Here is a 15,289-nt window from a genome sequence, read left to right on the forward strand (position 1 = left end):
TGGCAGGGCCTCTTCCGGAAAGGCTCGAAAAGACCTGTCGGCACTCCGGGCGGCAGGAATGGCGGAAGTCGGGTTACCGTTCGAGTGGCCGTTGCGGGCTTTTCCCGTTTGACAACGGGGCGGGATGTACCGTCACACTCCGCAGCGTCACCACCACCCGACCCCGGGAGCCGAGCGACCCCCGGGGAGGCCCCAGCGTCGACCGGAGAGAAGAGCGAAGTTGTCCCCGACCAGCGAGACCGCACATGGCGGCCGCCGACTCGTCATCGTCGAGTCGCCTGCCAAGGCGAAGACGATCAAGGGCTACCTCGGCCCCGGATACGTAGTCGAGGCGAGCGTCGGGCACATCCGCGACCTCCCGAACGGCGCCGCGGAGGTGCCGGAGAAGTACACCGGTGAGGTCCGCCGCCTCGGTGTGGACGTCGAACACGACTTCGAGCCGATCTATGTGGTCAACGCCGACAAGCGGGCCCAGGTCAAGAAGCTCAAGGACCTGCTGAAGGACTCCGACGAGCTCTTCCTCGCCACCGATGAGGACCGCGAGGGCGAGGCCATCGCCTGGCACCTCCAGGAGGTGCTCAAGCCCAAGGTCCCGGTCAAGCGGATGGTCTTCCACGAGATCACCAAGGCCGCGATCCAGGCCGCCGTCGCCAACCCGCGCGAGCTGAACCAGAAGCTGGTCGACGCCCAGGAGACCCGCCGCATCCTCGACCGCCTCTACGGCTACGAGGTCTCGCCGGTCCTGTGGAAGAAGGTCATGCCGCGACTGTCGGCGGGCCGTGTCCAGTCGGTCGCCACGCGACTCGTCGTGGAGCGGGAACGCGAGCGCATCGCGTTTCGTTCTGCTGAGTACTGGGACCTGACGGGCACCTTCGCGACCGGCCGCGCGGGGGATTCGTCGGACCCGTCGTCGCTGGTGGCGCGCCTGCAGACCGTCGACGGCAGGCGGGTCGCGCAGGGCCGCGACTTCGACTCCCTCGGACAACTCAAGAGCGCGAACACCCTTCACCTCGACGAGGCGGGCGCCCGCGGCCTGGCCGCCGCCCTGGAGCAGACGCAGTTCGCGGTCCGCTCGGTCGAGTCGAAGCCGTACCGCCGCTCGCCGTACGCCCCGTTCCGTACGACGACGCTCCAGCAGGAGGCTTCGAGGAAGCTCGGCTTCGGAGCCAAGGCGACCATGCAGGTCGCCCAGAAGCTGTACGAGAACGGCTTCATCACCTATATGCGTACGGACTCCACGACGCTGAGCGACACCGCCGTCGCCGCGGCCCGTGCCCAGGTCACGCACCTGTACGGCGCCGACTACCTGCCGCCGCAGCCCAGGACGTACGCCGGAAAGGTCAAGAACGCGCAGGAGGCGCACGAGGCGATCCGCCCCTCCGGCGACCGCTTCCGCACGCCCGCCGAGACCGGACTGACCGGCGACCAGTTCAAGCTCTATGAGCTGATCTGGAAGCGCACCGTCGCCTCCCAGATGAAGGACGCGACCGGTAACTCGGTCACCGTCAAGATCGGCGGCGCGGCGGCCGACGGGCGGGACGTCGAGTTCAGCGCGTCCGGCAAGACGATCACCTTCCACGGCTTCCTGAAGGCCTACGTCGAAGGCGCCGACGACCCGAACGCCGAGCTGGACGACCGCGAGCGCCGCCTGCCCCAGGTCAGCGAGGGCGACGCGCTCAGCGCCGAGGAGATCACGGTCGACGGGCACGCCACCAAGCCCCCGGCCCGCTACACCGAGGCCTCCCTGGTCAAGGAGCTCGAAGAGCGCGAGATCGGCCGCCCGTCGACGTACGCGTCGATCATCGGCACGATCCTCGACCGCGGCTATGTGTTCAAGAAGGGCACGGCACTCGTCCCGTCCTTCCTGTCCTTCGCCGTGGTCAACCTCCTGGAGAAGCACTTCGGCCGGCTCGTCGACTACGACTTCACCGCGCGGATGGAGGACGACCTCGACCGCATCGCCCGCGGTGAGGCGCAGTCCGTGCCGTGGCTGAAGCGGTTCTACTTCGGCGAGGGCACGCACAACGGCGGCGCGGCCGACGCAGGCAACGGCGACGGGGACCACCTCGGCGGCCTCAAGGAGCTGGTGACCGACCTGGGCGCGATCGACGCCCGCGAGGTGTCGTCGTTCCCGGTGGGCAACGACATCGTGCTGCGCGTCGGGCGCTACGGCCCGTACATCGAGCGTGGCGAGAAGGACTCCGAGAACCACCAGCGCGCGGACGTCCCCGAGGACCTGGCCCCGGACGAGCTGTCCGTCGAGCTGGCCGAGGAGCTGCTGGCCAAGCCGAGCGGCGACTTCGAGCTCGGCGCCGACCCGCAGACCGGCCACCAGATCATCGCCCGCGACGGCCGCTACGGCCCGTACGTCACCGAGGTGCTCCCCGAGGGCACCCCGAAGACCGGCAAGAACGCCGTCAAGCCGCGTACGGCCTCGCTGTTCAAGTCGATGTCGCTCGACACGGTGACGCTCGCTGAAGCCCTCAAGCTGATGTCCCTGCCGCGCGTCGTCGGCGCCGACGCGGAGGGCGTGGAGATCACCGCGCAGAACGGCCGCTACGGCCCGTACCTGAAGAAGGGCACGGACTCGCGCTCGCTCCAGACCGAGGACCAGCTCTTCACGATCACGCTCGAAGAGGCGCTGGAGATCTACTCCCAGCCCAAGCAGCGTGGCCGGGCCGCCGCCAAGCCGCCGCTGAAGGAGCTGGGTGCGGACCCGGTCAGCGGCAAGCCGGTCGTCGTCAAGGACGGTCGCTTCGGGCCGTACGTGACGGACGGCGAGACCAACGCGACCCTGCGCTCCGGCGACAGCGTCGAGGAGATCACCCCGGAGCGCGGCTTCGAGCTGCTCGCCGAGAAGCGCGCGAAGGCGCCCGCCAAGAAGACGACCAAGAAGGCCGCCGCGAAGAAGACGACCGCCAAGAAGGCCGCCCCGGCCAAGAAGACGGCCGCCAAGAAGACCGCGGCGAAGAAGACGACGACGGCCGCGAAGAAGACGACGGCGAAGACGGCGACCGCCAAGAAGGCGACCGCTTCCAAGTCGTCCTCGGAGGACTGAACCGCCGCAGGGACCTTCGCCCGCTGGGACCTTCGCCCGCCGGGACCCTCGCCCGCAAGGCGGACCGGGTCCCGGCGAGGACCAACCGCGCCTCTAACGGGACCGGTTGACGGTCCGGTCCTTCACTCACGGTTCGCAAAACGAACGCCTCGGCATCAGTTTGGTGTCGGGGCGGTCGTACGTTCGGGCGGGGGCACCGGGCTGTCGGTGGGTCCCGATAGGCTGAAAGCATGACCCGTGCCGAGCAGCCAACGGCCCCCCAGCCGGCCCCCGACGACGCCCTGGTCGTGGACTCCCGCGAGCGTGCCGTCCGCGCCCTGCTACGCCGACCGCAGCTCAAGCGGCTGTGGAGTGCGCAGTTGGTGGGCGGTGTCGGCGACATTCTCGCCCTCCTGGTGCTGGTGCTGCTGGCCCTTCAGGCGGCGATCGTCGAGGGGTCGTTCGGTGGCGGCTACCGAGGCGTGGCATTCGCAGTGGCGACCGTCTTCGGCGTGCGCATCCTGGCCACGCTGCTCTTCGGCGCCGTACTCCTCGGCCCCCTGACCTCGCTGACCTCGCAGGAGGGCCCGCTCGACCGGCGCTGGACCATGGTCGGCGCGGACGGACTGCGGGCCGCCCTGCTGATCGTCGCGCCCCTGTGGATCGACTGGACGCCGGAGAATGCGCTGGCGCTCCTCCTGGTGACGGTCTTCGTGACCGGCGTGGCCGAGCGTTTCTGGACGGTGTCCCGCGAGAGCGCGGCGCCCGCCCTGCTGCCGCCCCCGCCGCCGGAGGGCGCGACCGTACGACCGCTGCCGGACCACATGGACGCCCTGCGCCGCCTGTCGCTGCGCACGAGCTTCGTGGCGGTTCCGCTGGCTGCCGCCGCACTCGTCGCGGCCGCCCTGCTCAACAACCTGCTCGGTGCCGGGCTCGACTGGTTCGAGCAGCACCAGGCGGCCCTCGCGTCGTATGTCGCGGCCGGTCTGTTCGCCGCGTCCCTGTCCGTGCTGACGTTCCTGGAGCTGCCCGACACGCGCACCCCGCGCGCGCGGTCGCCGCTGGAGGGGCTGCGCCGGCCGAAGACCGGCTCGGGCGTCGACAAGGGTCGTACCGGCGCGATCGCGCTGCTGGTGACGGCGTGCGCCGCCGTCGCCGCGGCGGTGGCCGCCGCGGTCGCCGTGGCCGTGCTGCACGCCAAGGACCTGGGCGGCGGCCCCGTGCTCTACGGCCTCTTGGTGCTCGCCCTGACCGGCGGAGTGGTCGTCGGCATCCGCACGGCCCCCTCCCTGCTGCCCGCCCTGTCCCGGCGCCGCCTGCTCGCGCTCGCGATCGCCTTCACCGGCGTCGCCCTGCTGGCCGCCGGACTCGTCCCGGACGTCACCACCGTCCTGCTGATCGTCGCGCTGGCCGGGGTCGGCGCCGGTGTGTCCGCCAACACCGGGCACACCCTGCTCGACCAGGAGGCCGAGGAGTTCCGGCGCTCGCGCACGACGGAGCATCTGCACGCGGTCGTGCGGGTCTGTGTCGGGCTCGGCGCGGTGATCGCGCCGCTGGTGGCCGCGCTGATCGGGCCGCACCGGCTGGAGAGCGGCAAGTTCGTCTTCGCGCACGGCGGGGCGGCGTTCACGCTGATGCTGGTCGGCGCGCTGCTGCTGCCGGTGGCCGTGCTGGTGCTGGCCAAGGTCGACGACCGCTCCGGCGTGCCGCTGCGGCAGGACCTGCGGGACGCGGTGCGCGGCGGGGACGACCCGGATCAGGTGCCCGCGACGACCGGCTTCTTCATCGCCCTGGAGGGCGGCGACGGCGCAGGGAAGTCCACCCAGGCCGAGGCGCTCGCCGAGTGGATCCGGGGCAAGGGCCACGAGGTCGTCGTCACCCGCGAGCCGGGCGCGACGCCGGTCGGCAAGCGGCTGCGGTCGATCCTGCTGGACGTATCGAGCGCCGGCCTGTCGCACCGCGCGGAGGCGCTGCTGTACGCGGCGGACCGCGCGGAACACGTCGACACGGTCGTCCGGCCCGCCCTGGAGCGCGGCGCGGTCGTGATCTCGGACCGCTACGTCGACTCCTCGGTGGCCTACCAGGGCGCGGGCCGCGACCTGTCGCCGACGGAGATCGCCCGCATCAACCGCTGGGCCACGAACGGCCTCGCGCCGCATCTGACGGTCCTGCTCGACGTCTCGCCGGAGATCGCCCGCGAGCGGTTCACCGAGGCGCCGGACCGGCTGGAGTCGGAGCCTGCCGAGTTCCACGCGCGCGTGCGCTCCGGATTCCTGACGCTGGCCGCGTCCGACCCCGGGCGGTACCTGGTGGTGGACGCCGGCCAGGAGCCCGAGGCGGTCACGACCGTCATCCGGCACCGGCTCGACCAGATGCTTCCGCTGTCCGAGGCGGAGATCCAGGCGCAGGCGGAAGCGCGTCGCAAGGCCGAGGAGGAGGCCCGCCGCAAGGCCGAGGAAGAGGCCGCCCGCAAGGCCGAGGAGGAGCGCCTGGAGCGTGAGCGCCAGGAGCAGCTCGCCCGGCTGCGCGCCGAGGAGGAGGAGCGCAAGCGGCGCGAGCTGGAGGAGGCGCAGCGGCGCGAGGCCGAACGGCAGGCGGAGGAGGCCCGGCAGCGGGCCGAGGAAGCGCGTCGGCGTGCCGAGGAGGAGCGTCAGCGGCTCCTCGCGGAGGAGAAGGTGCGCGCCGAGGAGGAAGCGCGCCGCAAGGCCGAGGAGGAGCAGCGTCGCAAGCAGGCCGAGGAGGAGGCGCGTATTCGTGCCGAGGCCGAGGAGCGGCGTCTGGAGAAGCAGCGCAAGGCGGAGGACGCTCTGCTGCGGGCCGAGGAGGCCCGTCGGCTGGCCGAGCAGGCGGCGGCCGCGGCGGAGGCGGGTCCGAAGCCGACGGGGCCCGCGGCCGGGGCCGGCTTCGGGGACGCGGCGACGGTTGCCACGCCTGCGGTGACGCCGGGGAACGCGCCGGGTGGGGCGTCGGACGAGACGACCGTGCTGCGGCCGGTGCGTGATGAGGAGCGGCCGCAGACGGGCAGTGAGCGGCCTTCCGGTAACCGCGCCCACGGGCAGTCCGAGTCCGAGGTGACGGCGAAGCTGCCGCAGCCTCCGGCGCCTGCCGGGGCGGCGGACGAGACGGCCGTACTGCCGCCGGTTGTGCCGGGTGCGGCCGATGAGACGGCTGTGCTGCCGCCGGTTCCTCCGGGGGCCGCGGACGAGACGGCCGTGCTGCCTCCCGTGCCGGCGGACGGGCCCGGGGACCGGGTTCCGCCCGGCTACTTCCGGGAAGAGGACCGGACGCGTGAGATGCCCCAGGTCGACGAGGCGGGCGCGCCGCGTCGCAGGGCCCGGTCCGACTGGGCCGAGGAGACCCCGCTGGACGATCTGCCGACGCTGGCGGACGAGCTGCTGGGTCCGCGCGAGGACGAGTACGACGAGGACGGAGGCCGGGGGCGCGGCCGTCGGCGCTGAGGCCGGCGGGGGCTACGGTCGACCGGGTGCCGTTGGTGCCGTTGGGCTTACGTCGGCGTGATCGGACCCACCCGAGGGGCGCGGGGCTGTGCTCGCGATGCGGCTCCGCCGCGATGGGGGTCCCCCCTGCTCGAGCGAAGCCGAGAGCTTGGGGGAGCGACCAGCCCCCACCGGCCCGCAGCCGCACGACGGCCGATGCCTCCCCGCCCCGGCCGGCGCCCATTGTCAGTGCCGCCCCGCACAATGGATCTCACCACGCGAGCTGTGTGGATCTCACCACGCGAGCTGTGACGAAAGGCGGGCGTGACCCATGACCGTATGGGACGACCTGGTGGGGCAGGAGCGGGTCAGCGAGCAGCTGGACGCCGCCGCTCGGGACGCCGATGCCCTGGTCACCGCAGTTGCCGCCGCGGCGCCGCGGCCCGAGGCGTCCAGGATGACGCACGCCTGGTTGTTCACGGGGCCGCCCGGAGCGGGCCGGAATCAGGCGGCGCGGGCCTTCGCCGCCGCGTTGCAGTGCGTCAGCCCCGACCGGGCGCTCGGCGGCGCCCCCGGCTGCGGGTTCTGCGACGGATGCCATACGGCCCTGGTGGGCACGCATGCCGACGTCACCACGGTCGCGGCCGTCGGCACCCAGATCCTCGCCGACGACATGCGGGACACCGTCCGCAAGTCGTTCACCTCGCCGGCGAACGGCCGCTGGCAGGTCATCCTCGTCGAGGACGCCGAGCGACTGAACGAGAAGTCGGCCAACGCCGTCCTGAAGGCCGTGGAGGAGCCCGCCCCCCGCACGGTCTGGCTGCTCTGCGCCCCCTCCCTCGAGGACGTCCTGCCCACCATCCGCTCCCGCTGCCGCCACCTGAACCTGAGCACGCCCTCGGTCGACGCCATCGCGGACATGCTGGTGCGCCGTGAGGGCATCGAGCCCCAAGTCGCCGTCGCGGCGGCCCGCGCCACTCAGGGCCACGTGGACCGGGCCCGCCGCCTGGCCACGGACCCGGCAGCGCGCGAGCGCCGGGCCGCCGTACTGAAGCTGCCCCTGCGCGTCGGCGAGGTCGGCGCCTGCCTCAAGGCCGCCCAGGAACTCGTGGACGCCGCCGCCGAGGACGCCAAGCAGCTCGCCGAGGAGATCGACGTCAAGGAGACCGAGGAACTCAAGGCGGCCCTGGGTGCGAGCCAGGGCGGCAGGATGCCGCGCGGCACGGCGGGCGTGATGAAGGATCTGGAGGACAAGCAGAAGCGGCGCCGTACGCGCACGCAGCGCGACAGCCTCGACCTCGCCCTGACCGACATCACCGCCTTCTACCGCGACGTCCTCGCCCTCCAACTCGGCTCCCGCATCGCCCTCGCCAACACCGACGCCGAGGACGCTCTCCAGCGCCTCGCCCGCGACAGCTCCCCGGAGTCCACACTCCGCCGCATCGAGGCGATCGCCGCCTGCCGTGACGCCCTGGACAGCAATGTGGCGCCGCTGCTGGCGGTGGAGGCGATGACCATGGCGCTCAGAGCGGGCTGAGTCGGCGGCGCGGGCTGAGTCGGCGGCGAGTGGTCAGAGGGGTGGGCTGAGGCGACGCGGCCCACCGGCCGGACAGCCCGAAGGACCCGCCGCATGATCAACAGGAGGTTGACCATGTAACCCGTACGAGCCGTGACGCGCACGCAGGGCATCCAATCGGCTGCGCAGAGTTACGCTCGCCAGATGCACCTCAGGCACAGCTCCACGGTCGGCCCAGACCCGAGCCCGAGCGGGCGGGGCCCCCGCAACAGCCGCCGACCCCGCCGTCACGCGGGCGCGCTCGGCGCCCTCCTCGCCGCAGTCGGGCTGCTCGCGTCGGCCTGCACCTCCGGCGGGTCGACGCACTCGGAGAGCGGGGCGGCCGAGGCCGGGTTGGCGGCGCTGCCGCGGTCGACGCCGGCCGCGCTCACGCCGTACTACACACAGAAGCTGACCTGGCGCAGTTGCGGGATGCCCGGCTTCCAGTGCGCCACGATGCGGGCGCCGCTCGACTACACGAAGCCGGACGCCGGGGACGCCAAGCTCGCCGTGGCCCGCAAGAAGGCCACGGGACCGGGCGCCCGTCTGGGGTCGCTGCTGGTGAACCCGGGCGGACCCGGCGGCTCGGCGATCGGCTACCTCCAGCAGTACGCCGGGATCGGCTACCCGACCGACGTGCGCGCCCGCTACGACATGGTCGCGGTCGACCCGCGCGGAGTCGCCCGCAGCGAGCCCGTCGAATGCCTCGACGGACGGGAGATGGACGCGTACACGCAGACGGACTTCACTCCCGACGACGCCGAGGAGACCGGCGAACTCGTCGAGGCGTACAAGAAGTTCGCCGAAGGGTGCGGGGCCGACGCGCCGGGTCTCCTGCGCCATGTGTCCACCGCCGAGGCGGCGAGAGACATGGACATCCTGCGGTCGGTGCTGGGCGACGAGAAGCTGACCTATGTGGGGGCGTCGTACGGCACCTTCCTCGGGGCGACGTACGCCGGGCTCTTCCCGGACCGGGTGGGCCGGCTGGTCCTGGACGGCGCGATGGACCCGTCCCTGCCCGCCCGCCGGATGAACCTCGACCAGACGGCGGGGTTCGAGACGGCGTTCCAGGCCTTCGCGAGGGACTGCGTGCGGCAACGGGACTGCCCGCTGGGCACCAAGGCGAGCGAGGTCGGTCGGGGCCTCAAGGCCTTCTTCGAGAAGCTCGACGCCCAGCCCGTCCCGACCGGCGACCCGGACCGCCGTGACCTGGGCGAATCCCTCGCCACGACCGGGGTGATCGCGGCGATGTACGACGAGGGGGCCTGGGCGACCCTGCGCGACGCGCTGACCTCGGCGATGCGGGAGAACGACGGAGCGGGCCTGCTCGCCCTCTCCGACAGCTACTACGAGCGCGACGGCGACGGCCGCTACACGAACCTGATGTTCGCCAACGCAGCCGTGAACTGCGTGGACCTCCCGCCCGCCTTCTCCACCCCGGACCAGGTCCGGGGGGCCCTCCCCGCCTTCGAGAAGGCGTCCCCCGTCTTCGGCGAGGGCCTCGCCTGGGCCACCCTGAACTGCGCGTACTGGCCGGTGGCCCCCACGGGTGAATCGCACCGCATCGAGGCGAAGGGCGCGGCCCCGATCGTCGTGGTCGGCACCACGCGCGACCCCGCGACCCCCTACCGCTGGGCCCGGGCCCTCACCACCCAGCTCTCCTCGTCCCGCCTCCTCACCTACGACGGCGACGGCCACACGGCGTACGGCCGTGGCAGCACCTGCATTGACGACACGATCAACAGGTACCTCCTCCGAGGGACGCCGCCAACCGAGGGAAAGCGCTGCTCATAGCCTTGATCCCGACCGACGAAAGGGCCGGTACGGAGCACCTTGGAAACTGTGTAGACTTACCGACGTTGCCGATCGCACCATAGTGCGGACGGCTCGCCGCCTTAGCTCAGATGGCCAGAGCAACGCACTCGTAATGCGTAGGTCTCGGGTTCGAATCCCGAAGGCGGCTCCATTCAACCCCAGCTCAGGCAGTCTATGAGCTGGGGTTTCCTTGTTCCGTCAGTGCGGCGACGGCGGTCGGGATCGGTCCGGTGAGGCTGGGTGCTCACTAAGCTGAGTTTCCATCGGGGCTGCGGAAGTCTGCCGGCGGTTGCCGGAGCGTCGGGGGGCGTCCATGGAGGGTGTTGAGCAGGGGGCGCCGGGGCGCGAGCCGGCGGTGGTGTTCCTGAGTTACGCGCGGGCGGATCGGGAACGCGTGCTGCCTCTGGCGGAGTCATTGCACGCGGCCGGTGTGCCCGTGTTCGTGGACGAACACCGGATCGATGAGTTCGAGGGCATCACCGAGAAGATCCGGCAGGCGCTCGCCGGGGCGCGGTTGTTCGTGGCGTACTACTCGGCGACGTATCCGTCGCGGCCCGCCTGCCAGTGGGAGCTGCTGACGGCGTTTCGTGTCGCGAGCGCGCTGGGCCCGCCGGGCAAGCGCATCCTCGTCGTGAACCCCGAGCAGTCCACCGCACACATCCAGCCGGTGGAGTTGGCGGATCCCCGTTACCTCGAGCCCGGCGACCACGCGGCCGACCGGTTGGTGGAGCGGCTCTCGGCACGGCTGGCCGGTGGTCCGGAGCCGTTCGGAGACGCCGTTCAGAGCGTTCGCCCGGTCTGGAGGCCGACCGAGCATCTTGGGTCCGAGCGTTTCGTCGGACGGGTGGCGGAGTTCTGGCAGCTGCACACCGCGCTGCATGCCCACGAGTACCCCGCGACGCAGGACGATGCCGCCACCGGGCAGGCTGCCGTGATCGGTTTGGGAGGAGTCGGCAAGACCCTGCTGGCCGAGCATTACGCACGCCGTTTCGCGTCCTTCTACCCCGGTGGCGTCTACTGGTTCACCGCCGCCGCGAGCCACGCCCCCGAGACGGCCGAGGAGGGCGCCGGCAACCGCGGTAGGCCCCTGACGGACACCGTTGCTCTGCACGCCGAGGTGCGCGCCCAGCACTACCAGCAGGTCGCCGCGGCACTTGCTCTCGACCCCGCTCGGAACAGCCCGGAGGAGATCCGGGAAGCCGCTCGGCGGCACATCGAGCGGATCGGGGCACCCTGTCTGTGGATCGTCGATGACCTTCCGGGGCACCTCACTCCCGCGGTCCTGCGCGAGCTGGCTGCCCCTCATCCGCTGGGCCGTACTCTGGTGACCACCCGGTGGCGTGGCTATCAGTTACCCCGCATCGATGTTGACGTCCTGGCCCCGGAAGAGGCGTACCGCCTGCTGACCGGGACTCGTGAGCCGGCCGGGCCGGTGGAGGAGGACAGCGCTCGTACCCTGGTCGCCCGGCTGGGTTGCCATGCGTTGGCCATCGATCTGGTCCGAGGCTGCCTGGAGGACCAGCGCGACCTGACCTACAGCGCTCTCCTGCGTGAGCTTGACGACACGCAGCACGGCGACGGCTTTCAGGACCTCCTCGACGACCTCTACCTCCAGGTCCCCACCGACCACACCGCGGACATCGCCGCTACGTTCACCCGTAGCCTCCGCCACCTCGACGAGGACGCCCTCACGCTGCTGCGCGCGGCTGCCAACCTCGCTGCCGCCCCGATTCCGACCCGCCTGCTGACCGCCGTGACCGCCACCGTCCGGGGCATCGACGAGTCCGCTGCCGAACGCGCCAACCTCCGTGCCCTCAGCACCGCCCAACGTCGGTCGCTCATCCGGCAGACGGGGGACGAGGCAGGCGGATGGTTCCTCCACGCTCTCGTCAGCCGCACCCTGACCCTCGATCCCGCCCAGCAGGAGGACCTCCCGGCTCTCCGGGCTGCCGTCACGGCGGCGGCAACCCGGCTGATGCAGCCGGTGTATCAAGCTGGGCGTCTCGACCTCGCCGACCTCACGCCCCACGTTCGCGCCCTCACCGAAACCTTGGATACGCCCCCCTCACTCGAACTGCTCGCCAGCCTGGCCCGTTACGACCTCGAAACCGGCCACCCGGCTCGCGCCGCAACCCACTACGAGCGCCTTGCCCAAGCCCGCGAAGCCCGACTCGGCCGTCACCATCCAACGACCCTCACGTCCCTTCACAACTTCGCTTTGGCCTGTAGGACCGCGGGGGACTTCGATCGGGCCATCCCTCTGCTACTGGAGAGTCTGGCCGACCGCACGCGGGTACTGGGTACCGACCACTCCGACACCCTCGTGGCTCGTAACAGCCTCGCCTACGCCTATGTGGAGGTGGGGGACCTTGATCGTGCCATCCCGCTCTTACTGGAGGGTCTCGCCGACAGCGAGCGATTGTTGGGTCACGAACACCCCCGCACGCTCACGTCCCGCAACAATCTGGCGGTCGCCTATGAGGAGGCGCGAGACTTCGGTCGGGCGATCCCCTTGCACATCATGACGCTGGAGGGCCGCGAGCGGGTGCTGGGCGCCGACCATCCCGACACCCTGTCGTCCCGTAACAATCTCGCCGTCCTCTTCAAGGAGACGGGGAATTTCGACGCGGCCATCGCACTCTTCAAGGAAATTCTGGTTTCGCTCGAGCGTGTGCTCGGGAGCGACCACCCCGACACTCTGCTGTGCCGTAACAACCTGGCGGCCGCGCACCGGGGAGCGGGAGATCTGGACCGTGCCATCTCCCTGTACGAACAGACACTGACCGACCGTGAGCGCGTGCTGGAACCGGGGCATCCCAGCATTCTCAGATCCCGCAACAATTTGGCGGCCGCCTATCAGTCGGCGGGGGATTTCGACCGGGCCGTGCCACTCCTGGTGGCCGCGCTGGCCGACCGCGAGCGGCTCATCGGGTCCGACCATCCCGACACTCTGATGACTCGTCACAACTTGGCGGCCACCTACGAAGCGGCAGGTGACTTACGCCGTGCCGCCCTCCTGTACGAGCAGACTCTGGCCGGCCGTGAGCGGGTGCTGGGTGCCGAACATCCCAGGACACTGAACACCCGCGCGGGACTTGAGCGCGTGCGTCGCGCCGCAACTCGCGTATCGCACGACGCGGAAGGCACCGCCTGAGCAGCGACCGGAGGGCGCCGAAGCCGTTTCCGGTCTCGCCGGCGTCGGCGATCTCTCAGTCGGCCGACTCGTCCAGCCCGCCCACGGAACTGCCGACTTCGCTCATGCCTGCTCCAACCCATAGCGCTGCCAAGGGCGTTGACCCGCTCCCGGTGCACCAGCAGAATGAGCGCGCCTTGCTGAGAGCGCTCTCAAAGTGGCGCCGCAAGCGCGTGTCCAACCGTCGGCATCATCCGAGGGAGACCCATGAACGGCATGAATGGCATGACCGGCATGACCGGCAGACAATCCCCCGCGCTCAGCCGTCGCACAGTCATCGGAGCCGGTATCGGTGCCGCCGTGCTCACCGCGACCGCGACCCGGGCCGGAACGGCACAGGCCGCCTCCGCCTCCGCCTCAGCCCCGCATCGAGCCGGCGCCTTCCTCGCCGCCGCCATCGACGCCTACCCCGACCACGGCCCCACCCGTCTCGCCCAGAGTTACGCCGACCAGGCCGGTCTCTTCAGTACCGCCTTCACCTATGACAACGCCCTCGCGATCCTCGCCCTGCTCGCCACACGTACCGCCGGCGGACAAGAGCGGGCGGCCTCGCTCGGGGACGCGCTCCTGTATGCGCAGGCGCATGATCCGGTTCATGGCGACGGTCGGCTTCGGCAGGGGTACAACGTCGGGCCGTACACCTTCTATGACGGTTCGCGGCAGCCGGACGGGTTCGTGCGGGCGGACGGGACCGTCAATGTGGGGACGCAGTTCGGGTTCACGGGGACGGCCGTGGGGGACATGGCCTGGGCCGGCATCGCGCTCAGCGCGCTCGCGCGGACGGCGGGGGAGCAGCGGTTCCTTCGGGGCGCCGTGCGGATCGGGGAGTGGATCGAGCGGTACGGGCGTACCGACGAACCACTCGGGGGCTACAAGTTCGGGGTCGACGGGGGCAATCAGAAGCTGCCCTTCACCTCCACCGAGCACAACACCGACCTTGTCTGTCTCTTCGGGCGGCTGGCCCGGCTCACAAAAGACTCGGTGTGGTGGGAACGGCGTGCTCGGGCCCGGGAGTTCGTCCTGAGGATGTGGGAGGCGGAGGGCGGGTTCTTCTACACCGGGACCAATGACGGGGTCACGGTCAATACGTCGCCGATTCCCGAGGACACCCAGACCTGGACCCACCTCGCCCTCGACTCCCGTGTCCACGCCCGGTCGTTGGACTGGGCCGCGCGCGAGCTCGCCGTCCTCGATCACGCTGGGCGGCGCAACAGCACGGTGCCCGCGGGGCAGTCGTACGACGGTGTCACCTTCAGTTCCGCCAGTCTCCTCGCGAACGAGGACGTGCCGATCGCCGACTCCCAGCCCAAGCCGGACAGGAACGGTGTGTGGTTCGAAGGGACCGCCCATCTCGCGCTCGCCCTGCGCGAGCGGGCCGGGCGGGGTGACGAGGCGCGGGCTCGGCTGCTGATCAGCTCCATCGAGCGGGCTCAGGAACGGCTCGGGGCTGGTCAGACCGTCGGCGGGCGGGCGCTTCCCGAGCGGGCGGGCGTCGTGTCGGCCAGCAGTCCGATCGACACCGGGTTCGGATTCGGGTACTACCCGTACCGGCATGTGGGAGCGACCGCCTGGTACCTGATGGCGGCCACGCGCTCCAATCCCTTGCGGGGCGGCATCGTCTGAGCCTGGTCCTGGTCCTGGTCCTGGTCCTGGTCCTGGTCCTGGTCCTGGTCATGAGTGTGCCGGGCCTTCGTTGTGCGTGTCGCGGGGAATCGGGCATGTCGGATTCCGCTGCGCCAAGATGGCATCCGGACGGTGCCCGCAAACGGCACACGGACGGCGCGCAGAGAGGCGGACAGTTCGGTATGGGCGACTCCGACCGGGGATCCAGTACGCCGCTCGCCAGGAAGATCGGCATCAAGCCGGGCCACCGGGTCCGGCTCCGGCACGCGCCCGACCGGTGGGATGTCCCCGGGCTGCCGGAGGGCTGCGAGGTGGCTGAGGGAGGCCCGCGCGGCGCGGACGTCACCCTCGCGTTCTATCGGTCGTACGGCGATCTGGTCGCCGAAGGTCCCGCGCTGGCCGGCGACCTCGCCGACCCCGCCATGTTGTGGATCGCCTGGCCCCGACGGGCGGCCGGCCACGTCAGCGACATCACCGAGAACGCCCTGCGCGACCTCTTCCTCCCCCTCGGCCTGGTCGACGTGAAGGTGGCGGCGCTGGGGGAGGACTGGTCGGGCCTGAAGTTCGTGCGGCGTCGGGAGAACCGCCGTAAGTAGCCCTGGCCGGCGGATCGTCCTGTACGGCTCGAC

The 15,289-nt window shown here is 71.2% G+C and carries 7 protein-coding genes and 1 tRNA gene; all 8 read left to right on the forward strand.

What is annotated here, in order from left to right:
- Positions 1-220: 220 nt before the first annotated feature.
- The 8 genes from topA to OG254_RS27610 all read left to right on the forward strand — a co-directional run bounded on the left by topA (position 221) and on the right by OG254_RS27610 (position 15,256).
- Positions 221-3,058, forward strand: coding sequence for a type I DNA topoisomerase (gene topA / locus OG254_RS27575; RefSeq protein ID WP_405586749.1), 2,838 nt, complete (start codon positions 221-223; stop codon positions 3,056-3,058).
- Between the two features lie 230 nt (positions 3,059-3,288).
- Positions 3,289-6,495 (forward strand): dTMP kinase, encoded by a 3,207-nt coding sequence (gene tmk, locus OG254_RS27580; RefSeq protein ID WP_405586752.1) that lies wholly within the window; start codon positions 3,289-3,291, stop codon positions 6,493-6,495.
- Between the two features lie 310 nt (positions 6,496-6,805).
- The gene (locus OG254_RS27585; protein WP_405586755.1) at positions 6,806-8,011 is read left to right on the forward strand and encodes a DNA polymerase III subunit delta'; all 1,206 of its coding nucleotides are present in this window, start codon (positions 6,806-6,808) and stop codon (positions 8,009-8,011) included.
- A 183-nt stretch (positions 8,012-8,194) separates the two neighbouring features.
- Positions 8,195-9,823, forward strand: a complete 1,629-nt coding sequence (locus tag OG254_RS27590; protein ID WP_405586757.1) for an alpha/beta hydrolase — start codon at positions 8,195-8,197, stop codon at positions 9,821-9,823.
- 95 nt (positions 9,824-9,918) lie between these two features.
- Positions 9,919-9,995: transfer RNA gene (locus tag OG254_RS27595), tRNA-Thr, on the forward strand.
- Between the two features lie 162 nt (positions 9,996-10,157).
- Complete coding sequence (locus tag OG254_RS27600; protein ID WP_405586760.1) at positions 10,158-12,998, forward strand: tetratricopeptide repeat protein; 2,841 nt, start codon at positions 10,158-10,160, stop codon at positions 12,996-12,998.
- A 255-nt stretch (positions 12,999-13,253) separates the two neighbouring features.
- Complete coding sequence (locus OG254_RS27605) at positions 13,254-14,660, forward strand: Tat pathway signal sequence domain protein (protein WP_405595222.1); 1,407 nt, start codon at positions 13,254-13,256, stop codon at positions 14,658-14,660.
- A 95-nt stretch (positions 14,661-14,755) separates the two neighbouring features.
- Positions 14,756-15,256: a DUF3052 domain-containing protein gene (locus OG254_RS27610; protein WP_405586763.1), complete on the forward strand. Its 501-nt coding sequence runs from the start codon at positions 14,756-14,758 to the stop codon at positions 15,254-15,256.
- The last annotated feature ends 33 nt before the right edge of the window (positions 15,257-15,289 follow it).

This window comes from Streptomyces sp. NBC_01092, from assembly GCF_045039535.1.
Taxonomy (GTDB): domain Bacteria; phylum Actinomycetota; class Actinomycetes; order Streptomycetales; family Streptomycetaceae; genus Streptomyces.